Genomic DNA, 22069 nt, shown 5'->3' with positions numbered 1-22069 from the left:
CTATATTTTTACAAAAACTTCCTCAGACAATTCTTTTTCCGTGATATAGTCATGAATCTTTGCGTTATTAAGAATATAACCGGAATAATCTGCTTGTTTAAGCAAAAGAACGGCAATTAATTTTTGTAACCGAAGACTGATATGAAAGAGTTCTTTGAATTCCGTTTCATAGCTTTCTTCTATTTTGGAGTAATCATCACCGTGTAAAAATTTATTACGATCAATTTTCAAAAGGTTGCTTTCCTCTTCTGTTAAAGCGTAGCCTAAAACTGAAAAGGGATCGCTTAGTTTTTTATTATTTGAGCCTTCGTTAAAGCCGTGCAGTTTTGAGCAAATTCGGGCGAAGTTAGCTTCATATTCCTTTTCGGTTTCACAATCCAGACCTTCGGGTTTATGTTCCCGTTTTATCTCATTTATTTCCTTAACAGAAGCCTTAATTACTTTTTTTATTTTTTTAACAAGTGCTGCTTCCTGAATAATGGAAGGTTTTTTTGTGTCACCACCAACTAATATTTTGGTGATGTTTTCAATTGCCACAAACAATGTTGGTATTTTAAGTTCTAACGTAGCTCGATGATTGTTAACATACAATATAACTGCTCTTAAAACCCCACCGTTTAAATAAATAAGCTCACAAATTTTAGCATAGCATTCAGAAGGGAATTCTACCATATATTTATTTGCCCACTTGGTGTCTGAACCGATTATTCTGCCATTACTGTCTTTTTTGTGACGAATTTTCTTCTGCAACTGAACAATGCTAAATGGCTTGGTAGAATGAATTGCAAATCCGTCATAAACCTCTCCTGCCATTATCATTGTAGATAGGCTTGAAGGAGTTTTAAAATTACTATGCGAATATGTTAATATATATGCTTGTTTACCATGATAATCGCCTTTTAAAAAAGCATAAGTCAATAAAATGGAATTTGCTGCCCTCAGAAAGTTACTCAAATCAATTTTGGAAGTAGAGTCTATAACAAAGTAGTGTTCATTTTTAGTTTTGTTCACTGTAAAAAAATGAAATTCTGTCTCTGAAATATGAAGTTTCAATAATGTTTCTAATACTCGGTTTCCATCTATTGAATAAGCCCAGCCCGTAAAATCACCAAATAGACTTACCTTTTTTCTCAAAGGAAATATAACCCTGTAATATCTATCCGAGTTGAAGAATGATTGCTTTCTAGTCGATAGGGCGGTGATTTGTCCTTCGATTATTTTTAATGGAGGAACTTCTTCTATGTCAGAATAAGAAATTCGATTTGGGATAATATTTTTACCCTGTGTGTATAGATTAAATCCATCACTTTTTAATTCGACTTCTGTTTCCCTTTTTATTTCTAGCTCTTTACCAGTTTGGACACCCCTGCGAACTAGTGTTGTTGCTTGAAAACAATACTTGTTTTCCTTTCTCTCAAACTGCATTTCCCGATCACTATAAGCATGTTTGGGTGTTCTGAATACCTTTATATTGAAACTATGCTTCGACTTGTTTACCCTGTCGATTAACTGAAATGCTGAATGCAAGTATTTTTGAATCATAATTATCTTAATTCAACGCCTTATACCAATAGAAAAATGCTGCTTTGTCTCTCGACTTTTTGAGCTTGTTTAGGAAGTTCAGCTCTCCGGAAATTTCCAGTTTACTAATGTCCTGACCGTTAAACTTTTCTATCGCTGAATGGTCTTTGTTTTTTAATTGTTTGGCGAGGTAAGCTGCTTTACCTGCTGCAAGTATGGCATCTTCAATTTTGAAGTTTTCTGCTATCAAAAAGCCTTCAAACCTGCGTATTCCGGTAGTGAGTTCGGTAAATCTCGTTTTGTCCGGCTCTTCGGTGTTCTTGGTTCGCTTGGTAATGAGTAAAGAAGTGGTGAAAATATCATCCAGTATATCCGATAAACCAATTTCAAGTTCACGGTAGTTGATTTCCTTTACTCCAATTTTTTCAAAACTCAACGCAATTTCCTCTACGTTTTCGGCTTCATCGAACAGGCAGCCAATATCGAAGAGTTGCTTAATAATTTCCTGCTCTTTGTCCTTTCCATAAAGGATTCCAACGGTATTTGGAGCAAAAGCCGTGAGTTTGTCTCCTAAAATAGATTCAATAGAGGGAATAGCTACTTCCAATACTTCTTCGGATTCAATCCACTCCGATTGAATGGGAGCTGCTAATAACCTAGGGTAATCGGTTTTCTCAAACAGTATATCCAACAATACAAAGTGAGCACTTTGATTGAGACTCGATTCATAATCAAATTCGTAATGAGCTTTTGGTACACCCTCTTTGTAGCTTCTTCTATCTTGCAGATCCCATTTGTTGAAATGTGAGTTTGCCACCACTTTGTCCAGGATAGCTTCAACTTCTTCTCGACTTTGAGTAGTAATGATGTCAATATCTACCGAAAATCGTCTTGACTTCGCAAGCAATAACACAAGGCTTGTTCCACCTTTAAAGGTGAAATCTAAACCATTTGCTTTAAGTTGCTGTAACAAGGAAAGAGCATGTATCATTTTCTCCAGTATCGGAGGGTTGATACGCTTCAAATGCTTTTGCTGCTTAAAGCCGTTGATCCATTCTTTGGTAAAACAATGTGCTTTTATCATTCTAAAATATCTTTTAACATATCCCCAAAATGCTCACTCATGTAAGCCTTCAATTGAGGTTCTTTTTTCCGTCTCCTAGCGTAATTCAGCATTCGGCTAAAATTGATATGATACCTTTTCAGGGCATTTTCAAACAGCGTTTCCATCTCGCTTCCCTGAACCGTGTAAAAGGTTACGGAATCGCAGAAAACATCTACCAACATTTTCTCTAAAGTTGGAAGCTGAATTTTATCCTTTGATTTGGGTTTTATGGAAACCTTTTGTTTGGGCGAACGGCTGATTAGAGGTTTAATGACGATGGAAATTTCACTTTCCACATACCTTTCCATGATGTCTTCATTAGGATCGAGATACACTCGGTATTGTTTGGATTCGGAATACGCATTGAATACTTCTTCCACAAAATCCCTTTCTACCTCTAACAAATAGAAGTAAGTGCCCATTTGATGCCGGGTAAAATCATTAAACCATTCTGTACTCCATAAGCAGTAATCTAGGTTGTCAAATTCCTTAGCGACAATTTTTGAGAGTTTTACAAGCTTATCGGAAATAGCAGGAACATACTTTTTACTGTTTGAAATACTGTAAACCCCTCGTTTTATGGATTTAATGATATTCTTATTTAGTAAGTCATGGATACGCCATGATAAAGCCGTTTCGGTCATTTCCGGATCGAATTGCTTTAAAAAGGCGAATAGCTCATCCCGATCGAATTGAGTTTTTCCTTTAAAAGTCTCTATTAGCTGTTTCTCTATGAACTTTGTCATTATCTATAATTAACCACTAAACCTTATTTAGTGGCGTTATTTAGAAAAACTATAATTAGCCACTGATACAAATATAGTGGTTATTTTTGAAAATACTATAATTAGCCACCAAAAGTCATTTAGTAGCTAATTATAGGAATCTGTCCTTTCCCTTGAATTTATCTCCCTAATAAATTCCGATACCCATTTAATTTATACCTAGGATAAATTAAATCCCTTCCTTTTTTGTACCGCTTTACATCAGGTTTTTGCCTTAAAGTTTGTCCATAGGCAAACACTCACCATAGGACAATTTTTGTCCTTTTTCTCGCCTTGTTTTACCCTGACCTTAGCTCCACAATTGGTTTAAAAACCGCACAGTTCAATTCGGAAGATTTAAAAATTTAAAACGATACAAAATGAAAAATACTGATTGGAAATCAATTGGCATTATGGCAGGAGTTTCACTAGGAGTTTTTGTGATTGGTACCATCCTCACCAAAAAAGTGATTGATCCGGCTATGGAGAAAGCAAAAGCTAAAAAGTTAGCAGAAAGCAGCGAAACAAAGTAGTAGTTCCATGGTGGAGCTACCTGAATTTAGTTACAAACACTTAAAAAAGCATTCAAAATGAATCCATATAACGATGAGTTGATGGCATACGAAGATGATGCCGAAGACAGATACGATGACTACGATGGGTATGAAGAGGACGACTTTGATACCGGATTTGAAGGTAACGAAGACAGTTATTACGATGAGGATGAATACTACGATGAAGAAGTAGAATACATCCCTGCCGATGATGACGATATGTACGATAGCTACAAAACGACATCCATTGGACGTATTGATCCGAACGACCGTACCTTAACCGTAGTAGTTAAAAACACTTCCGGAGCCGATGCAGAAGCCATTCTGTTTGGAGCCAACGAGGAAGCAGCTCAGCCTGCCGGAGTAACGGTAACCGTTGAAGAGAGTTCGCACAAAGAAGTAAGGGAGGAATCAAAAGCCAATCCTTTCAAGATTGTGGGAATGAAAATGTCGGTTTCCAATCCATTGCAGTTTGACAATGTGTTGAAAATCAACAAAAGGACAGCAACAGGGAGCAATTCAGTAAGAGTTTACCAACCTAGAAATGCGACTTCACCTCAAAACTTCACTCAAGGTTTGATTGATGACCACAACTTTGAGATGGATGTTACAGGACAAGATAGCATCAGACTATTGCTTAAAGATGGTGTAACGGTGGTATTCACCTTCACAATCAAAGCAAGAGCCAACATGGGTAACCTATTGGACGGTAAAAATGTTGCCGAGCTTTCAACTGCTCCAAGAACTACCGGTCTTCCACAATTAGACTTGATCAGAAGTAAGAAGCCATCAGCCTTTGGGTTGAAGCCTAAGAAACTGGTAAAGAAGATTGTCAGAAAAAGACCTAGCCCTGTTAGACGCAGACGTGGTATTTCAATGAGAAGACGACCTGGAGGAAGAGGATTCTTACGCAGAAGAAGATAAGAACCGATGCAAGCTGTAACAGGCTCATAACAGGTAAACCATTAAGCAGCCAAAGTCAGCGATAGCTCTTTGGCTGTTTTTGTAAAACTCAAATTGAAATACGATGAAGAAAAGTTTAACAAGGTCGAAATATGCACAAAATCGCATTGCATACATCGTGTATGGCAATCCGGATGGTGCACGCAAACTTTTGTTTGACCAAGGGTATCATCCTTCAAAGAACATTCACGATTTAGTGAAGGCAACAAAGGAACTGGTGAAAACCGAGGGCAAAAGCATTGTTCCGCATCTGTTAACGATTCATCCGGAAAAAGATTTGATTCTGAAACTGAACCAACCCGAAAGCAATCAAAAAGAAGATAGTTTTTGTGGTGCATGTGGAAGTAGCTCCTTCAATCCTGAATCCAACTTTTGTGGAGCATGTGGCAACAGCAACTTTGGTGGCGATTCCAACTTGGATGTAGGCGACTACATTGATCAGTTGGTGGACATGACCACTTCTCAATTGGAAAAACATTATCAGGAAGTATTGGCAGCTTCCAACAAAAAGCCGGAAGACTTATCCCTCATGGAAGAAGTTCAACTGGTTTGGAATGAATTAAGACAGCGAAAACTAACTGCTGAATCCCCAACAAAGGAAGAACCCAAAGACAAAGACCGCTTTTCCGTTTCAAAAGACGGATTAGTGATTTTGGGCTTAACACTGGTTGCCGGTGTTCTCATCGGATCCTCCATAAAAAGCAACTAAGATGATTAGAATAGTCAAAGAGGAAAATACACAGGCACTCAATCAGCAATCCAAGGCTGCTCTATCCTTAATTGGAGTGGCAGTTGCCAAAAATCCAAAGCCTTATAAAATGCTTTTGGATAGGTACGGCATTCAGGTTCCAACGAGCGATAAAATATCCCTTGCCAATGGATTGGTAGAAGGATTAGCCCTTCAAAACAAAGCATTCAACAGAGAACTCACGGAGCTACTTAGTAAAATGGTGGAATCGGAAACCGCCTATAATCCCGATGAAGATGAATACCATTATGTACAAGCCATAGCCGGAGCAATTGCCGGAATATCCGGAGCTGTGGGAAGTATTGTAGGTGGCAAGAACAAGCAGAAAATGGCGAAGGAAGAAGCTCGCAGAGAAATGCTGAATAATATGCTTGCCATGAAAGCCCAGGAACAACAAGCTGCTGCGGAAGAACGCAAGTTGGCTGGCAAAAAAAGCCTATACCTCATAATTGGAGTATTAGGCTTACTGGGCATTATCAGCTTCTTCTATTTCCGGCAGAGAAAAAATTCAATCAATGTAAATCCTTCATAAACGATAGATCATGGAATTAAGCAATTACAACTTCGGAATAACCGGTCAACCTACCGATGAGTGGGACAACTTTTTATGCTTTGGCAGAAAGTGTAAGCAAAGAAAAGCCGAAAGGCATAAGGTGCGAATGGAAAAGCGAAAGCTGAAAAATGACCAACAACGAGCGGAAACGGAAGCACTAAGAGCGGAAACAGGATTGACCAAGCAATTGGCTTCTCCTTCACCTGCACCAACACCGCAGATGGCTCCACAAATGATGATGCAACAAGCACCACAACCAACTGCAACGGCACAAACCCCTGCACCACAAGTGCAAAAAGCAGGCATGGGAAGTCCGGTAATGATTGTCATTGGATTGCTTGTAGTTGGTGGCTTAGTGTATCAATCCATGAAGAAAAAAGGAGCTGCTGCTCCAGTACAAACGGCATAAAAAATTGAAGTATGATAGCTGCAAATCCATTATATGAATTGAAGTTTTATGGAGGTCTTTTGGAAGAGGAAGACAACTTTGTTGATGGCTTAGGAAATGAATTTGAGTACGATGAATTCATTGGCAAGTGGATCAAAAAGAGAAAGGAAAAGAGAAGCCAAAACCCTAAAGTTATTGCCCGAAGAGAAAAAAGGGATGAAAAACGAATTGCCAAGGGCAGAAAACCAAGGTTTAGTCGTCCTGTTCCGGTAAAAACAACCAAACCGGTTGTAAAGCAAATTGCTCCGGATTTACCTCCAAAGAAAGAGCCCATAGTGAGTGAACCACAGGTAAAAAAAGCTCTAGTGGATACCTCTTCTAAATCAGAAGAACCAACCACAAAACCTATGGAAATAATCGAGCAAACTGGAACGGAAACCACTACCAATTTAACAGTCGAAAACACAGAAAATCAACCACAACAAGCTTCTATGCTTCCTTTTGGAATGAGCAAGAAGACCTTGGTTTTTGTGGGAGTTGGTGTGGCTGCATTGGTAGTAATTGGAATGATAAGAAAATAATGAACAAGCATGGACATACTCGCTCAAATAACGGAAGAAGAAGCAACAACCAACGGAAACTTACCCCAAGGTTTTCTCTTCGCTTCCATCAAGAACGTGGGAACGAGCACAGCTCTTGTGAACAATGTGCCTTTGCCTCCGGGAGAAGCCAAAAGCTACCCCTTTGTCGGAAAAGGTTATCAGGCGGTAAACTATGAGCCACAAGGTTCTACGCTTAGAATATTAAGAATCCTTTAAATGAATCAAGATGATTGCAGGAGAAACAGAATATATCATACACGGTGGAGAAGATAATTACGATTACTTCTTGAAAAACCTATTTAAGAAAGATCCCAACAAACAGGCAAAACCAAAACGAACTGCGGAAGAAAAAGCAGCTCGTAAAGAGCAACGCCAACAATGGTGGGGAAAGCAAAAAGAAGGTTTTCAAAAAGCTGGAGGTGTAGAAGGGATTACCAGTACCATTGGCAATATCGTGGGATTCTTTAAAGACGACACCCCATCGGATTATGATATTTCCATGGGCGGTGGGCAGCCTGCACCACAGCCTGAGAAAAAAGGCATTTCAAAAGAAGTAATGATTATCGGAGGAATTGCCGTGCTAGTGATTGCAGCGTACGGCTTTTCAGTCATGCAAAAGAATAAGAAAGTACAAATCCAGTCCGCTTAATGTTAGTACCAGTACCAACATATAACAATCGTTTTGTTTTGAAGGTAGGAATTAAAGCCCTTCGACCGGTCATTATTGCCCTTAAAGGTTATGATGCCCATAGAGCCAATTCCTATTATTTCAGAAGAAAGGTTCCTTTCAAGCCTTCGGCAATCAGAGATGGCATGAATTACAAGGAAATCTCTATTCCCATGCCTTTGTCTCCTGAAACTTTATTGGTGGAAATTTATAATAGCGAATCCGGTGAGGATAACGGCTATGTGGTTGAAAAATTTGAGGTTGAAAAAATGAAAGCCTCTGAAATTTGGGCTCAACCTGCCATGCACCGATTCATCGACTTTGCTCAAAACTTTGCGAAGTATAGCGGTACATACAAGCCCGGATTTTTCGATTCACCCGATCATGAGTTTTTGATTCAGTTGCTACCGGTCATTAAAGACCAGTTTGGCAACATGATGGTAACTCCTGCAAGAACTAACCGTCAGACCGGAAGAATACAAGTGTCTAATCAGGCATTCAAGCATTTTACCATTCCGGTGCGACTATTTGTGCTATTGCACGAACGCCAACATTTTCAGATACCAACAAGAGAAGAACGTCCGGCAGACCTTGCTGCATTAAAGCTCTATTTGGATTTACAATACCCAAAAATTGAAGCGGTATATGCTGCTACAAAAGTATTTGCCATGCACCCCGAAACCGTGGGAAGTCAGCATGTAACAAGAGCTCAGGATATTATCAATTTCATTGACAGGTATCGCAATACCCAAGAAATTATGTTGAACCACAAAGCCAAAGCCGTATGAACAGCAAGCAGAAAATAGGGTTATTGGGAGCTTTGGCGGTGGTTGGCACAGGTTATTTCCTTTTCAAAAACGATAAGGAAGATAAGCCAATAACTACCTCAGACAAAGAGACTAAGTTGCACGGTGATGATACCGAAAGCAACTTTATTGGCATTTCCAATGCTCGTATTCATCAGGCATTAATGGCTCAAAATCCCAACTATGCTAAAGCCTATAAAAAGGACTTAAAAACATGGGGAACGGTGTCAGGTGTAATGGATGTTTCCAATGATTTTGATGAAGCCAAACGCAAGAAAAAGAAATTAAAAGCCTTTGCCCAAAAGGCATTGGAAGTTCAAAAGAACTACAAGGAAAAGGCAGCTCATTTACCTGAAATATCCAAAACACAAATTACACTTACCAACAATGGTACTTCGGTCAGAACCATCAATCTATGGGGAGCTAATATGGGTACTTCAATCAGTAAACCGTTGCCCGGAGATGTTCAAGATCATGATGTGAATCAAGAGATACAAACAGGCGTACACCCTCAAAATGTAGGCTTCAATTCGTTCAATGACTTACTGTATGTAGTCAATCAGTTGAGTGATAGTGTTACTATCATGGATACATCAGGGGCAATTGCAAAAACCGTTGCTTTGGGTAGTTTTTATCCCGGATTTGTTTCTCCGGTGGATGTTGCTTTCAACCCTTCCAATGGGGAAGCATGGGTAGTTTGTTCGGTTGAGAATACAGTTAAAATACTGGATGCTACACATAACATCATTCAAACTATTCCGGTAGGTAATCGACCAACTTCCATTGCCTTCAATCCTGAAAATAGCTGTTTTTATGTGAGTAATTTATTGGATGATACGCTTTCCAAAATTGACAGCTCTACCTACAATGTAGTGGCAACTTTAAATACTGGAGAAGATCCAAGAACAGTTTCGGTGTGGAATCAGCAAGGAACAGTTTGGGTAAGTAATTCAATTTCAGATTCAGTGAGTGTATTTGATGCGGCCGATAATCTGTTAAGTGAAATAAATGCCACAGGAGATTATCCAACGGAGTTTACCGCTACTACAAGTAGCTTGTTTTTAATCGCCAAGAACAGCAATGAATTACTGGAGCTCAATCCACAAACACAAAACATCGAAAACACTTATCCGTTAGGGTTTCAACCGAGTGGAATCATCTATAATCCGGTTAATGGATTTTTATACGTGTTGAGCAGTCAAACAGGCTTAACCTATATCTATTCCACAACTGGAACACTTTCAGAAACTTTGTCGCTCAACAATGCACCGAATATTGGTATAGCTGTCTTACCGAGCGGTGAAGTGTTTACGACCAATACAAGTGGTGGCAACCTTGCTTTTATCGGTTTTTCCGAAAGTAGTAGCGACATCACCATAAATGAAAGTTATCCTGAAAAACGAGCGGAATTTCAGTTCAAACCTGCTTTGGTGAAGCATGCCAAGTTTGTGTTTTCAGATGAAAACCGAGCAAGTGGCTTAAAACTCATTCACCAAAGTCCAACAGGAAAACAACACGTTACCCCGATTTCATTCAACAATTACAAAAGTCCACAGAACTACCTCGATGTAGCGGAAGTAACAGCCGTTCGTGGTGATGTGATTGATGGAAAATCGACATGGGAGTTTAAGATAGCTCCCGGACAGACTATTACGATTTTGGTCTTTTACAAACAGCTTCAATTCAAATATTTAATACCAACAATTAAAATTTAAAACAATGGGAAAATTAAATTATCTGGTCATTCACTGTACAGCAAGTCCTGAAGGCAAAGAGCTTACTAAGGACGATATTATTCGCATGCATACCAACCCAAAACATTTGGGAGGAAGAGGTTGGAACCGTCCGGGATATTCGGACATCGTGTACCTCGATGGAGAGCTTGTAAACATTATACCATTCAACCAAGATGACCAAGTAGATCCATGGGAAATATCCAATGGAGTGCGTGGTATCAATGGTAATTCAAGGCATGTGGTGTATGTAGGCGGTGTTGATGAAAGCGGTGAAAAGCCGAAAGACACAAGGACTAAAGAGCAAAAAGGCACTTTGGAAACCTATGTAAAGTTCATGGTATTACGCCATCCTCACATTCAGGTTTTAGGTCATAATCAAGCTCCCGGAGCAAGCAAAGCTTGTCCAAGTTTTGATGTTCCTAAGTGGTTGGAAAGCATCGGTATTTCAGAAGCAAACATTTACAAAGAAGAAGACTAATGAGAACGGTAATCACATTGGCAATAGGCTTTTGGCTAGGCAGACAAATCTACATTAAGTACGACAAGCAAACGGCTCTTAAAAAAGAAGAGCAAATCAAAAATCGCTTGAAGTCCTTTTTGGAAGATAATGGCTTAACCAAAAGCGAAGTGAAAGAAACCACGGAGGAAATTATAGGCATATAAATCAGTCTCAAAAAGCAGAAAACATGGTAGGAGCAGTTGCAGGAGCAAAAGCCGTTGAAGGCTTATCACAAAACAAGGCTACCCCTTACATCATAGGGGGAATTATCCTCGTGGGTATTGGTATTACCTACTTTGGCGTGATACGTCCGATTCTTTGCAAAACAGGAATAGCCGACTGTAAAAGCAGCAAGAAGATTCGGGACATTATGAGCTATAAAGGCTTTGATCCGAATTATGCCCGTCCGGAAAAAATTACGCTATCCCACGATCGGGCAAAACAACTGGCTACCCAAATTTATGATGCAGGTTCCTGGTACAATGATGATGAAGGAGCCATTTATTCAGCTTTGGAAGAAGCCGGGAGTGCCGATAATCTTTCTCTGATTTCTCGAATGTTCAGTGCCATGAAATACGGCAGTTTGGCGGAGTACATCACTTATTACCTAGATGATGCCGATGAAGTGGCACGAGTAAAAGACATTTTAGAAAGCTATTAACCTTTAGAATTATGGATGCAAAGACAAAGAAATATTTAATCATAGGTGGTGTAGCCACGGTCGTTGTAGCACTTGCAGGATTTGGAGTTCACAAGTTTATCAAGAACCGAAAGAACCGTACTACAAGTGGCAAACAAAAGGAACGAGAAGAGCAAAAGCTCATTGGTAAAAAGGTGCATTACGGTTCGGAAGGTTATGTCAATGTAAGAAGCTCTGCAAAAGTGGATAATGAGAACTGGACTTCCATGGATTTCTCACACAACCTTTTAACACAAGTAGAAAGCAATCCGGTAGGAACCATTTTAGAACGCCTCAAAGGTGAAGATGGCTATTACTGGTATAGAATAAAATTGACAAAACCTGTGGGAGGCAAAACCGAAGGTTATGTGCGTGAAGATGCAGTTGTAGTTCAATATTAAACCCCAAAAGATATGAAGAAAGAGACATTCAAATTAGATAATAAAATGCTATGGATTGGAGCTGGACTGGCAGTTACAGCAGTCGGTTTTGGCGTTTGGTATTTTCTGAAAAAACGAAAAGAGAAACAGCAATTTGCTGCAAGCATTAAAGGTACAACTACTTCGAGCAGTTCATCAGGAGTTCGCTCATTTAGTTGTATGTATTCCGATAGCAGCTTCCCATTGAAATTTGGAACCTGTGGAACCAATGTAAAAAAGCTCCAAAACTACCTAAACTCAAAAGGATCGGGATTAGATACCGATGGCAAGTTTGGTCCGAAAACAGAAGCAGCAGTTCAGAAGGTATTTGGCACTAAAACCGTGTCTCAAGAGAAATTCAAAACCATAAGCTAATACAATGGAAACAGAAGAAAGAACTGGCATAAAAAACTATTTGGACAATGTGTTTAGCGATGATGGATTAAAAACCGACATCAAAATCACAATGACCGATGAGACATTGAGAAAGACAAGCTTGTATCTGGTGGGTTCAGGATTGGTGATTACGCTCATTGTTTTTGGTATTCGAGGAATTGTAAAAAATATGGAAGCTCAGTAATGAATAAGAAGGTCGTTGCATTATTCGCTATATCCGTTTTTGCCGGAGCCGGTTATGTGGCTTGGGCGTATTCTCCTTTGGGGAAAACGGTTATTTCAAAACGCCTATTAAGTCGTTGGGAAAAGGATTTAAAGGTGGATAAGGCAAACAAGGAACTTCTTGAAAAAGAGCTCAAAGTATTGGATTACGAACAGCACGTTTTGCTATGGAATTTAACTCGATGGCATTTAGCCAAACCTTCCGAGAGGAAAGAGAAAAAGCTCAAAAAATTGGCTTCGCAGCTAAGCGAATCGGGTATAGAAAAGCATGCAGCCCTCAAACAGATAACAGATATGCTCCAATCATAAATGCAAGAATTATGGATACAGGAATTATTACAGAAATAGCAACACAGATTATGGGATATGTGAAAAGCCTTGATTGGGCTTACATTCTCACTTTTATCATTATTGGATATGGTATCAACTCACAAAAGTTTACCAATCAGATCAAGCAGAAAACCAATATTTCATCCAAACGAAGATACCGGACGGCATTGGTGGGTTTAGTCTATGCAGTTATTCTGTATTTCATTCGGGGGTATGAAGCAAAGCATATTGAAGTACTGTTTCAGTCTTTCGTGTTTGCCTTTGTTTTTCACAAACTCATTTTGGATGGTTTAGTCCGCTATATCACAGGCAAAAGAACGGATTACAAAACGCTAAAGGAAAATGAAAATGCGACTTAGCTATGCAGTCTTGTTGCTTTGGCTGATGACCATTATAGGTTTTGTATGGTATTGGAGCTCGCAGGACAGGTCTGTTAATCCGAACCCCAATTACGAGCAAACCATCAAGAAACTGGAACAGCAAAACGACAGCCTCTTAGCGATCAATCAGGGTTTGCAAGAGCAAATTGCTGAACAACTGGAAAAACAAGAAGGCATTAAAGAAGAATTGAAAAAACGAAACAAGGATTTAGAACAACTTAAATACAGGAAAATTGAAAAGATTAGGGCTATTGGTAATTATGATAACGATGAACTGTATCGGTTTTTCGCAGAATTTGAAACCGACAGTTTACACCATTGAGAATGATACGCTATTCTGCTTTACAGTAAGTCAGGCAAAAGTAATTGCAATTGAACTGGAAGGTAAAAAGTATCAGGATAGCATTACAGTTGAGCAATCTACCCAACTGGCTTTGAAAGATTCTTTGATTCAGCAGCAGGATTCAACTATTAAGTTGCTCCAACATCAAGCAATCAACTATCAAAGCATCATTGCCAATAATCAAGAGGTGAACAACGAAGTGAACCTGCAATTGGATTTTCTAAAAACAGAAGTAAAACGACATAAACGAGATAAGATATTCCTAGGAACCGGACTTGGAGTAAGCATTGGAATCATAGGAATCTTAGCCATACTTAATTAAAGAATTATGAGTGCAATTGGTGGATATAGCAGCGATGTAAACCTAAACGATTTAAACTACGTGGGTGATTTTCCGGTGGAAAATAGCCTCGGTGGTTTTGGTGTTACAACCGGTGGAACAGATGACTATGTGTTAGAATTAGATCCTGCATTGAAAAATGCTTACCGACAAGGATTGAGTATTCAGGTGAAATTCAATCACGGTAATTCAGGCGTTTCAACAATCAATATCAATGGTAAAGGAGCGGTTCCAATAATGAAAGCCGTGAACGGTGTATTGGTTGATCTATCAGCCGATGATTTGGGAACCATCAACCATTATTTATTGCTCTTTGATGGTACTTGCTTTCAAATAGTAGCCGGTCTAAAATCGAGTATTGAAACGGCATCGGAAACCGTTGAAGGAAAAGCGAGAGTTGCCACGATTGAAGAAGTCAATGAAGGTACAAGTAATTCAACTTTTGTAACCCCTCAAAAGCTTGCAAGCTATGTGGCAGATAAGGTAACAGGACTTTGGGAAAACAAAGGAACTATCGACTGTTCAACGAATCCTAATTATCCGGCAGCATTAGCCGGAGATGCTTATACGGTAAGTACAGGAGGTAAAATTGGTGGAGCTGCCGGAGAAGATGTTCAGGAAATGGATGTCATTGTTTGTTTGGTGGATAATGCCGGTGGTGATCAGGCAAGCGTTGGAGCTTCATGGAATGTGATTCAAAGCAATGTTTCACAAGCAACTGAAACTATTGCAGGGATAATCAAAGTAGCTTCACAAGCCTTGGTGAATGGTGGAACTGATGATTTGAGTGCCATTACACCTTTAAAGTTAAAAACACTTTTAGATTCAAGACTGGCGACTGAAACACTTATTGGCTTGATTGAAATTGCTACGCAAGCAGAGACAGATTTAGGAGCCGATAACCAAAGAGCCATTACGCCATTGAGATTGAAAACTCGATTGGATAATTACCTCAATCGAGAATCACTACTCACCATCACGGCTGCACAGATTGGCACAACCATGTATCATACACCGGGAAGAAATCGCTATTCGGTAGTAAATGGAAATATGATACTCATCAAAGATATTCGATTAAAACGTACAGGTGGAATCGGTTCAGTAAGTGGTTGGATGATGAATTTCCCGAAGCCTAATAACAGTCCAACTGGAGCCTTATCGGGAACATTGACTAGCAATAAAGGTGAAACTTTCTTTTACAACATTGACAGCAATGGAAGAGTGTCCATAAGCGGAACCTTTATAGATCCCAACGATGAATTGCTATTCAATATTCATCCTTATATCGCCAAATATCCAATCGAATACGATAATACTTCACCTGCTTAAACAATGACTATGGAACTATGGAAAATAATAACGCTGATTTTGGGGGCTACTGGATTTTGGAAGCTGCTTGAAATCCTTGTTCGCCTGCGTACAGATAAAAAAGTGAAGTTGGCAGAAGCTATCAACCTACATGCACAGGCGGAGAATCAGATTGTTGCAAATTGGATACAGTGGTCGCAAATGTTAGAAAAGAGAATTAAAGAATCGGAGGAACATACAGAAGCATTACAGAAAGTAATAGAGAACCAACGCAAACGTATCCAAGATTTGGAGAAAAAAGTGGTTCACATGGAGAAACAGAATAAGGAATTAATTAACGAGCTAAAACGCATAAAACAGTAAGTCATGAAAGAGAATAAAACAATGAACATCTTGTTTGCAACATTTATGGTCTTGTCCATTGCAAACATTTCAATCAATCTATTAAGAATGAAAAAGAGCTGCAAATGCCAAAGCGGTGAAAGCGGTGGTTGTAGTTGTCAAAAACAAGCATAACAAATGGGAGTTCAGGTAGATAAAAAGGTAGTCTTTATGGGTGTTGGTATCCTTGTGGGTGTCATCGGTATTGCTATTGCAAGTCGTTGGCTTTACAAGAAACTGGATATACAAACCAAGTTAAAGCTCCGTCAACTTCGACCTGAAGTAAGAAAGAAGGTCGAGAAGTTTCTTATCAAAGCTCAAAAGGCAGGCATTCAACTTAAAGTCACCAGTGCTTACCGTGATTGTGAAGAGCAAAACAAACTCTATGCACAAGGGCGAACAGCACCGGGAGGAATTGTTACCAATGCCAAATGCGGACAGTCGGATCACAATGTAGGAGTAGCGGTGGATATTGTTCCAATTGTGGATGGGCGTGCCAATTACAAAGTGCCTGAATCGGTATGGAATACCATTGGAGCTATTGGTGAAAGTGTTGGTCTTTCCTGGGGAGGTCGATGGACTTCTTTTAAAGACCGTCCACATTTTTACGACCGAGGTGGTAAATCCATTGCACAGCTTTGGACTGAACAACAAAACTTAGCAAACCTAGCATAATGAGCGAAGCAACAAGAGTACATAAAAACGCCTATCGAAATGGCAACGCCTCTTCCATGTTGGATTATTTGGAAGAGCTAATACTGATTCAAAGCGGTGAAAACGGAAGGTTCACTATCCCTGAAACCGAACAAGGATATGAAGACTTGTCAGTTACCGATACGGAAGTGGCTCAATTGACTATTCCTGAAAATGCTATTTCAGCAACCATATCCATTGAAGCAGATGCAAGTGTAACGGATAAAACAAGAGTGATTCGTTTCAAGGAAAATGGCAGCGATCCAACAGCTAATTCCGGTATTGCTTTAGGTGATAATGATCTTTACGAAATTACCGGTCGATGGAATTTAGAAAGCTTTCGAGTGATCGGAATTGAGGCAGGGAAAAGCCATGTTTTAAGAGTACAATACTATCAATCACCACAGAACGCATGAGGTATATCAATAAACAACGCTTTGTAAAGGCTAGTCAAACCATAGTTGAGCAAACTGGCGGTACAGATCCGGGAGGTGGAACTGGAGGTGAAGTAGGCATTTCAAAAATTGAGATGCTTAACACTTCATCCATCAGATTAGAAGCAGGACATATTGTAAGGTTAAATGAAAATCAAGAAAATGCAGTAGAAGCATTCCCTCAATACAATCCGTTCCAACCGCATCCTTTTGGTATAGTATTGACACCGGGAAATCCTAATGAATTAGTTCAGGTTATGTATGGAGGTATTACGGATGTTCAAATAGATATTGCACAAGTAAATATTGGCGACTACTTATACAATTCATCCACTCCAGGTTTATTAACACCTTCGGACGGTGGGTTCATTGGAGCCATAGGTCGAGCTTTAAGTGCTAAACCAAATGGTACTTCAGGAGCCGTTCGTGCCATCATTGGTTACTTACCACATTTAGGGTAAATCATAAATCCCTGCGATTAATTCGCAGAGACTTATTGTCATCTTATATAGCCACTCCAACAAGCTTTGCATGGTGGAGAATTATGTCCACATCCTGCATAATAAAGTTCGATATTTGTCGGTTTCCTTGTACTAAAGCCTTTATCGTAAGATAGAGGCTTTTTTTGTTTTATACCTTTTCAATTCCTAATATTTTTAAGCTTATACCGTAAATCCCTCAAACTTTTTTTATTTTTATAATCAATCATATAAATAAACTAAATGGAAGTTTTAGGGATAGACATCGGTGGGTCTGGCATGAAAGGTGCCATAGTAAATTCATTAACGGGCGAATTGCTAACAGAGCGATTTAGAATTCCCACTCCGCCATCCCGTAAACCCAAGGCTATGGCTAAAGTTTTTAAAGCCATTGTAAAACATTTCGATTACAGCGGGCCTATAGGTTGTGGTTTTCCAGCTCTGGTTAAACATGGTGTTTGTAAAACTGTAGGCAATCTAGACGAGAGTTGGAAAAATGTTAATATTCAAGATTTATTTTCAGCGGCTTGTGGCCATCCTGTTACCGTAATAAACGATGCCGATGCAGCTGGATATGCGGCTATGAATTATGGCATTGGTAAAGACGTAAACGGATTAGTGCTCATGATAACTATAGGAACTGGCCTTGGTAGCGGGGCCTTTTTTAATGGTGATCTTATTCCGGGTTTCGAACTCGGTCAAATTCCTTATAAAAAATATAAGAAAATAGAAGCTTGGGCAGCAGCATCAATTAAAGAACGCGATAATTTAAGTTATAAAAAATGGGGCAAACGCTTTAATACGTTCTTAGAGTTGGCCGAACTTTTGGTCTGTCCAGACCTTATTATTTTAGGCGGTGGCACTTCCGATGATTTCGATTCATTTAAAAAATATATTACTATCGAAACGCCCGTGGTTCCTGCTCATTTAGGTAATTATGCAGGAATTGTAGGAGCGGCTGTGGCAGCGATGCATAAAGATGGATTTTAGTAGCGTAACTGGCGATAATTTTAAATTCAAAATAAAGCATGAAACTACACACTGTAGATATTAATGTAGATGTTGGCGAAGGTGTTGGCAACGAAGCTCAATTAATGCCTTTTATGTCTTCGTGTAATATTGCTTGTGGAGGTCATGCTGGTAACGTGCAAACAATGGATCGTGTTGTAGCATTGGCAGTCCAGCATCAGGTTAAAATAGGTGGGCATCCGTCATTTCCTGATGTTTTGCATTTTGGCAGAAAGGTAATGCAAATGGAACCAGAGGCTTTATACGATTCATTATCTTATCAAATAGAAAGTTTACTGCGAGTTTTGAATAGAAAAGGACAAACATTACATCATGTAAAACCACATGGTGCGTTATATAATTTGGCGGTTACAGATGTTGAAACGGCTCAGGTTATTGTGCGAGTTATGCAGCATTTAGACGCCCAGGTGAAATTGTATGTACCTTGTAATTCGGTCATCGAAAAAATAGCTATTAAGAATAATGTCCCGATAATTTATGAAGCTTTTGCAGATAGAATGTACAACGAAAACTTATCTTTAGTCTCTAGGTCGCACCCTAAGGCTGTTATTCAAGATACCGATTTGGTGTGCCAGCAAGTATATCAGATTGCAGTTGATGGTTGTGTGAAAACCATCACGGGAAAAATAGTACCCATAAAAGCCGAAACGTTTTGTTTGCATGGCGATCATCCTAAGGCCGAGACCTTGATTTCCGGGTTGTGTGCAGGTTTAAAACAACAAGGAATTAAAATAGTTTAGCCTTATGTCTTTTCAATTAACTTATAAACCTTTTGGTCCCAATGCCATATTAATAGCGTGGCCGCAGGTTATAACTGTTGAAATTTTAAAAGATATCAAGGGATTTCAATCTAATATTGAGCAAGAACATATTGATGGTATATCGGAATTTCGAGTGGCATACAACTCATTATTAATTACTTTTTCTAATCAACACATTCATTTTGAGGTATTGGTTTTAAGGCTTAAAGCGATTTATGAACAAGACGCTAGTTCGAAACCACATCCCGTAACAAAATGGGAGATTCCTGTTTGTTACAATTCTACATTCGGGATAGATTTAGAAGCTTTAGCTCATACAAAACAGCTGTCTGTCGCCGAGCTCATACAGCGCCATACTGCTCCGGTTTATACGGTGTATTTTATAGGGTTTTTACCAGGGTTTTTGTATTTGGGAGGTTTAGATGAGGTATTACATACACCGAGAAAAGCAACACCGCGTTTACAGATTGAAGCAGGAGCTGTGGCCATAGGCGGGAACCAAACAGGAATTTATCCCAGTGAGAGTCCGGGAGGCTGGCATATTATAGGTAAATCGCCAATTTCCTTTTTTAATGCAAGTCATAATCTGCCTTGTTTTGCACAGCCTGGAGATCAAATTCAATTTAAACCCATCTCAGAAAAAGAGTTTAATAGTATTCAAAAGTTGGTGCAAGCTGGACGTTATAACTTGAACAAAACAGAAGTGGTATGTTAAAAGTTCTAAGACTGGGATTGTATTCTAGCATACAGGATTTAGGGCGTAAAGGGTGTCAGCAATATGGAGTGCCTGTATCTGGTGTTATGGATAGACAATCGGCAGCTTTGGCAAATGCTTTGTTGGGAAATGACGAAAATGACGCTGTGATAGAAGTAACGATGATGGGGCCTAAATTACAATTTTTTAAGTCTACTATTATTTGCATTTCCGGAGCAGATTTATCGCCCGAAATAGATGGAAAATCAATAAACCTAAATGCAGCTGTTGTTGTTAATGAAGGCGATGTTTTATCCTTTGGAAGGTTGCAATACGGCATGAGATGTTATTTGGCGATACAACACGGTTTCCAATCTGAAATTGTAATGGGTAGCAGAAGCATGTATCAGGGTATTACAGCGTCTCAGGTATTGGCGCAAGGACAGGAATTACACTATAAGGATAGTGAAGTGAATCTTACGGCAAAGCACGTGGTGGTGAATCCAGTTAGTAATCTTTTTAAAGAAAAGCAGCTTAAAGTATATAAAGGACCAGAATTTGATGGTCTTAACAACGTTCAAATCAAAGGCTTGTTAGATTGCGATTTTACAATTTCTAAAGATCACAGCAGGATGGGATATAGGTTGCAAGAGCCGCTATGCCATAATTTAAATGCCATAATAACCTCGGCAGTAATGCCAGGCACGGTGCAGCTAACGCCTTCAGGACAGTTAATTGTTTTAATGCGCGACGCACAAACTACAGGCGGCTACCCTAGGGTGCTTCAGTTAAGTGCAGAAGCTATTAATGTGCTGTCTCAAAAAAATACCGGGCAGAGTGTTTCCTTTAAGCTAGTTCAATAGCAATTTCAATCATATCTTTAAACGATTTTTCACGAGCTTCGCTAGAAGTGCTTTCGCCTGTAACTAAGGAGTCGGAAATGGTTAAAACACTAAGGGCTTGAACCTGATGTTTAGCAGCTATAGTGTACAACCCCGAAGTTTCCATCTCTACACAAAGCACATTATATTGGCTCCATGTTTTATAAGCTTTGGTGTCGTCGGTATAAAATTCATCCGAAGAAAATACATTTCCAGCTTTTATAGGGATGTTTTTAAGTTTGGCGACTTCTATTGCTTTTTGGAATAATTCGAAATCGGCAGTTGGTGCATAGTTAGCGCCTTTAAACCTGAACTTATTGATTCCAGAATTAGACGATGCCGACATGGCAATTACTGTATCCAGAAGCTGTACATGAGGCTGGTAAGAACCTGCACTTCCTACGCGAATAAGCTGTTTAACATCGTATTCTGTAATTAATTCGTGAGTGTAAATTGAAATGGACGGAATGCCCATGCCCGTACCCATTACCGAAATGGGTTTGCCTTTATAAGTGCCCGTGTACCCCAACATGCCCCTAACCTTATTGAAGCATTTTGGACTATCGAAAAAAGTTTCTGCAATCCATTTTGCACGTAGCGGGTCTCCTGGCAATAAAATAGTTTCGGCAATATCTCCTTTTTTGGCTTCTATATGTACACTCATAATTTAATAATTTTCGGTTGATGTTTGCCCTGTAACGATGGCGATTCCAGATGAAGTCCCTATGCGTTTAACGCCTAAATTAATATATTTCATAGCTGTTTCGTAATCCTTAATACCTCCAGAAGCCTTAACCAATGCACTGCCGTTTGCGGTATTTAGCATAAGATTTACATCGTGTAAATTAGCACCAGCCGTACCAAAGCCTGTAGATGTTTTTATAAAATCGGCACCAGCTTCTATAGCCAGTTCGCTCGCGGTAACGATTTCAGAATCTTCTAAGTAGCAGGTTTCTAAAATAACTTTTAAAACCAGGTCGGGCAAACACGCTTTTACTGCTTTTATATCATTTTTTACCGATTCGAAATCTTCACTTTTTAATAAACCAATATTTAAAACCAGGTCTATTTCTTCGGCGCCGTCTTTTAGTGCTTGTTTTGTTTCCTCAACTTTACCAGTAGTACTCATAGCGCCTAAAGGAAACCCAACAACGCAGCACACTTTTACAGTACTGTCTTGTAATGCCGATTTTGCCAAAGCCACATAACTACTGTTAACACAAACTGAAAAAAAACGATAAGTTTTGGCCTCGTTACAGAGTGCAATAATGTCGTTTTTTGTAGCCGTTGCTTTTAAGTTGGTGTGGTCTATATACTGACTTAACTCCGGATGTTTTATTGTGTTAGGCATTGTGTTGAAGCGTTTTAAATTGGAATATAACCAAAGATATTAA

General features: G+C 39.3%; 35 protein-coding genes. 30 read left to right on the top strand and 5 right to left on the bottom strand.

Features of this window, described 5'->3' with window-relative positions:
* The 3 genes from ACR9EA_RS14940 to ACR9EA_RS14930 are packed head-to-tail and all read right to left on the bottom strand — an operon-like array spanning nt 1 to nt 3372.
* Nucleotides 1-1542, bottom strand: a complete 1542-nt coding sequence (locus ACR9EA_RS14940) for a hypothetical protein (RefSeq protein ID WP_435134792.1) — start codon at nt 1540-1542, stop codon at nt 1-3.
* 7 nt (nt 1543-1549) lie between these two features.
* A complete protein-coding gene (locus ACR9EA_RS14935) occupies nt 1550-2605 on the bottom strand; it encodes a nucleotidyl transferase AbiEii/AbiGii toxin family protein (RefSeq protein ID WP_435134789.1) in 1056 nt (351 codons plus the stop codon).
* On the bottom strand, nt 2602-3372 hold the full coding sequence (locus ACR9EA_RS14930; protein ID WP_435134787.1) for a DUF6577 family protein: 771 nt from the start codon (nt 3370-3372) through the stop codon (nt 2602-2604). Before ACR9EA_RS14930 ends, ACR9EA_RS14935 begins: the two co-directional genes overlap by 4 nt.
* A 398-nt stretch (nt 3373-3770) precedes the next feature.
* Here ACR9EA_RS14930 and ACR9EA_RS14925 point away from each other — a divergent pair, with 398 nt between their 5' ends.
* The 30 genes from ACR9EA_RS14925 to ACR9EA_RS14780 all read left to right on the top strand — a co-directional run bounded on the left by ACR9EA_RS14925 (nt 3771) and on the right by ACR9EA_RS14780 (nt 20657).
* Entirely contained in the window at nt 3771-3923 is a 153-nt protein-coding gene (locus ACR9EA_RS14925; RefSeq protein ID WP_435134784.1) for a hypothetical protein, read from the top strand.
* Between the two features lie 57 nt (nt 3924-3980).
* Entirely contained in the window at nt 3981-4868 is an 888-nt protein-coding gene (locus ACR9EA_RS14920; protein WP_435134782.1) for a hypothetical protein, read from the top strand.
* Nucleotides 4869-4971: 103 nt separating this feature from the next.
* Nucleotides 4972-5616 carry a hypothetical protein gene (locus tag ACR9EA_RS14915; RefSeq protein WP_435134780.1) on the top strand — a complete coding sequence of 215 codons (645 nt, stop codon included), beginning with the start codon at nt 4972-4974 and terminating at the stop codon, nt 5614-5616.
* A gap of 1 nt (nt 5617) precedes the next feature.
* A complete protein-coding gene (locus ACR9EA_RS14910) occupies nt 5618-6187 on the top strand; it encodes a hypothetical protein (protein WP_138258694.1) in 570 nt (189 codons plus the stop codon).
* 10 nt (nt 6188-6197) lie between these two features.
* On the top strand, nt 6198-6617 hold the full coding sequence (locus ACR9EA_RS14905; protein WP_435134778.1) for a hypothetical protein: 420 nt from the start codon (nt 6198-6200) through the stop codon (nt 6615-6617).
* 11 nt (nt 6618-6628) lie between these two features.
* The gene (locus ACR9EA_RS14900; RefSeq protein ID WP_435134775.1) at nt 6629-7177 is read left to right on the top strand and encodes a hypothetical protein; all 549 of its coding nucleotides are present in this window, start codon (nt 6629-6631) and stop codon (nt 7175-7177) included.
* A 9-nt stretch (nt 7178-7186) separates the two neighbouring features.
* The gene (locus tag ACR9EA_RS14895; RefSeq protein WP_044638292.1) at nt 7187-7414 is read left to right on the top strand and encodes a hypothetical protein; all 228 of its coding nucleotides are present in this window, start codon (nt 7187-7189) and stop codon (nt 7412-7414) included.
* A 10-nt stretch (nt 7415-7424) separates the two neighbouring features.
* Nucleotides 7425-7847, top strand: a complete 423-nt coding sequence (locus ACR9EA_RS14890; protein ID WP_435134772.1) for a hypothetical protein — start codon at nt 7425-7427, stop codon at nt 7845-7847.
* Complete coding sequence (locus ACR9EA_RS14885) at nt 7847-8653, top strand: hypothetical protein (protein ID WP_435134770.1); 807 nt, start codon at nt 7847-7849, stop codon at nt 8651-8653. The genes ACR9EA_RS14890 and ACR9EA_RS14885 overlap by 1 nt, the downstream gene beginning before the upstream one ends.
* Nucleotides 8654-8835: 182 nt before the next feature.
* Nucleotides 8836-10386, top strand: coding sequence for a YncE family protein (locus ACR9EA_RS14880; protein ID WP_435134767.1), 1551 nt, complete (start codon nt 8836-8838; stop codon nt 10384-10386).
* Between the two features lie 4 nt (nt 10387-10390).
* A complete protein-coding gene (locus ACR9EA_RS14875) occupies nt 10391-10885 on the top strand; it encodes an N-acetylmuramoyl-L-alanine amidase (protein WP_435134764.1) in 495 nt (164 codons plus the stop codon).
* A complete protein-coding gene (locus tag ACR9EA_RS14870; protein WP_138258701.1) occupies nt 10885-11070 on the top strand; it encodes a hypothetical protein in 186 nt (61 codons plus the stop codon). The genes ACR9EA_RS14875 and ACR9EA_RS14870 overlap by 1 nt, the downstream gene beginning before the upstream one ends.
* A gap of 23 nt (nt 11071-11093) precedes the next feature.
* Nucleotides 11094-11567 carry a hypothetical protein gene (locus ACR9EA_RS14865; RefSeq protein WP_102995003.1) on the top strand — a complete coding sequence of 158 codons (474 nt, stop codon included), beginning with the start codon at nt 11094-11096 and terminating at the stop codon, nt 11565-11567.
* Between the two features lie 11 nt (nt 11568-11578).
* Nucleotides 11579-11986, top strand: a complete 408-nt coding sequence (locus ACR9EA_RS14860; RefSeq protein WP_435134761.1) for a hypothetical protein — start codon at nt 11579-11581, stop codon at nt 11984-11986.
* Between the two features lie 12 nt (nt 11987-11998).
* Nucleotides 11999-12379, top strand: coding sequence for a peptidoglycan-binding domain-containing protein (locus ACR9EA_RS14855; protein ID WP_435134758.1), 381 nt, complete (start codon nt 11999-12001; stop codon nt 12377-12379).
* A gap of 4 nt (nt 12380-12383) precedes the next feature.
* Entirely contained in the window at nt 12384-12584 is a 201-nt protein-coding gene (locus ACR9EA_RS14850) for a hypothetical protein (protein ID WP_044638301.1), read from the top strand.
* Complete coding sequence (locus ACR9EA_RS14845) at nt 12584-12931, top strand: hypothetical protein (RefSeq protein WP_435134755.1); 348 nt, start codon at nt 12584-12586, stop codon at nt 12929-12931. The genes ACR9EA_RS14850 and ACR9EA_RS14845 overlap by 1 nt, the downstream gene beginning before the upstream one ends.
* An 11-nt stretch (nt 12932-12942) precedes the next feature.
* Nucleotides 12943-13311, top strand: a complete 369-nt coding sequence (locus tag ACR9EA_RS14840; protein ID WP_435134753.1) for a hypothetical protein — start codon at nt 12943-12945, stop codon at nt 13309-13311.
* Complete coding sequence (locus ACR9EA_RS14835; RefSeq protein WP_435134750.1) at nt 13295-13654, top strand: hypothetical protein; 360 nt, start codon at nt 13295-13297, stop codon at nt 13652-13654. Before ACR9EA_RS14840 ends, ACR9EA_RS14835 begins: the two co-directional genes overlap by 17 nt.
* Complete coding sequence (locus ACR9EA_RS14830; RefSeq protein ID WP_435134748.1) at nt 13629-13997, top strand: hypothetical protein; 369 nt, start codon at nt 13629-13631, stop codon at nt 13995-13997. The genes ACR9EA_RS14835 and ACR9EA_RS14830 overlap by 26 nt, the downstream gene beginning before the upstream one ends.
* A gap of 6 nt (nt 13998-14003) precedes the next feature.
* Entirely contained in the window at nt 14004-15344 is a 1341-nt protein-coding gene (locus ACR9EA_RS14825) for a hypothetical protein (RefSeq protein WP_435134746.1), read from the top strand.
* 9 nt (nt 15345-15353) lie between these two features.
* Nucleotides 15354-15686 carry a hypothetical protein gene (locus tag ACR9EA_RS14820; RefSeq protein WP_138258708.1) on the top strand — a complete coding sequence of 111 codons (333 nt, stop codon included), beginning with the start codon at nt 15354-15356 and terminating at the stop codon, nt 15684-15686.
* A 3-nt stretch (nt 15687-15689) separates the two neighbouring features.
* Nucleotides 15690-15839 carry a hypothetical protein gene (locus ACR9EA_RS14815; RefSeq protein WP_435134743.1) on the top strand — a complete coding sequence of 50 codons (150 nt, stop codon included), beginning with the start codon at nt 15690-15692 and terminating at the stop codon, nt 15837-15839.
* Nucleotides 15840-15842: 3 nt separating this feature from the next.
* On the top strand, nt 15843-16379 hold the full coding sequence (locus tag ACR9EA_RS14810) for a M15 family metallopeptidase (RefSeq protein WP_435134742.1): 537 nt from the start codon (nt 15843-15845) through the stop codon (nt 16377-16379).
* Nucleotides 16379-16813 (top strand): hypothetical protein, encoded by a 435-nt coding sequence (locus tag ACR9EA_RS14805; protein ID WP_435134740.1) that lies wholly within the window; start codon nt 16379-16381, stop codon nt 16811-16813. The genes ACR9EA_RS14810 and ACR9EA_RS14805 overlap by 1 nt, the downstream gene beginning before the upstream one ends.
* A complete protein-coding gene (locus tag ACR9EA_RS14800; RefSeq protein WP_435134737.1) occupies nt 16810-17292 on the top strand; it encodes a hypothetical protein in 483 nt (160 codons plus the stop codon). The genes ACR9EA_RS14805 and ACR9EA_RS14800 overlap by 4 nt, the downstream gene beginning before the upstream one ends.
* A 261-nt stretch (nt 17293-17553) precedes the next feature.
* A complete protein-coding gene (ppgK, locus tag ACR9EA_RS14795) occupies nt 17554-18300 on the top strand; it encodes a polyphosphate--glucose phosphotransferase (RefSeq protein ID WP_435134735.1) in 747 nt (248 codons plus the stop codon).
* A 38-nt stretch (nt 18301-18338) separates the two neighbouring features.
* Nucleotides 18339-19079, top strand: coding sequence for a 5-oxoprolinase subunit PxpA (gene pxpA, locus ACR9EA_RS14790; protein ID WP_435134732.1), 741 nt, complete (start codon nt 18339-18341; stop codon nt 19077-19079).
* A 4-nt stretch (nt 19080-19083) separates the two neighbouring features.
* The gene (gene pxpB / locus ACR9EA_RS14785) at nt 19084-19815 is read left to right on the top strand and encodes a 5-oxoprolinase subunit PxpB (protein ID WP_435134730.1); all 732 of its coding nucleotides are present in this window, start codon (nt 19084-19086) and stop codon (nt 19813-19815) included.
* Nucleotides 19809-20657, top strand: a complete 849-nt coding sequence (locus ACR9EA_RS14780; protein ID WP_435134727.1) for a biotin-dependent carboxyltransferase family protein — start codon at nt 19809-19811, stop codon at nt 20655-20657. Before pxpB ends, ACR9EA_RS14780 begins: the two co-directional genes overlap by 7 nt.
* Here ACR9EA_RS14780 and deoD read toward each other — a convergent pair.
* Both deoD and deoC read right to left on the bottom strand, forming a co-directional pair.
* Nucleotides 20641-21339 carry a purine-nucleoside phosphorylase gene (gene deoD, locus ACR9EA_RS14775; RefSeq protein WP_435134725.1) on the bottom strand — a complete coding sequence of 233 codons (699 nt, stop codon included), beginning with the start codon at nt 21337-21339 and terminating at the stop codon, nt 20641-20643. The two genes, ACR9EA_RS14780 and deoD, sit on opposite strands and share 17 nt — an antisense overlap.
* Before the next feature lie 3 nt (nt 21340-21342).
* Entirely contained in the window at nt 21343-22026 is a 684-nt protein-coding gene (gene deoC / locus ACR9EA_RS14770) for a deoxyribose-phosphate aldolase (RefSeq protein ID WP_435134723.1), read from the bottom strand.
* Nucleotides 22027-22069: the final 43 nt, after the last annotated feature.

This window comes from Formosa sp. A9 (genome assembly GCF_051200825.1).
GTDB lineage: Bacteria > Bacteroidota > Bacteroidia > Flavobacteriales > Flavobacteriaceae > Formosa.
The sequence above is the reverse complement of the archived record's forward strand: the minus strand, read 5'-3'. Positions and strand labels throughout refer to the sequence as shown.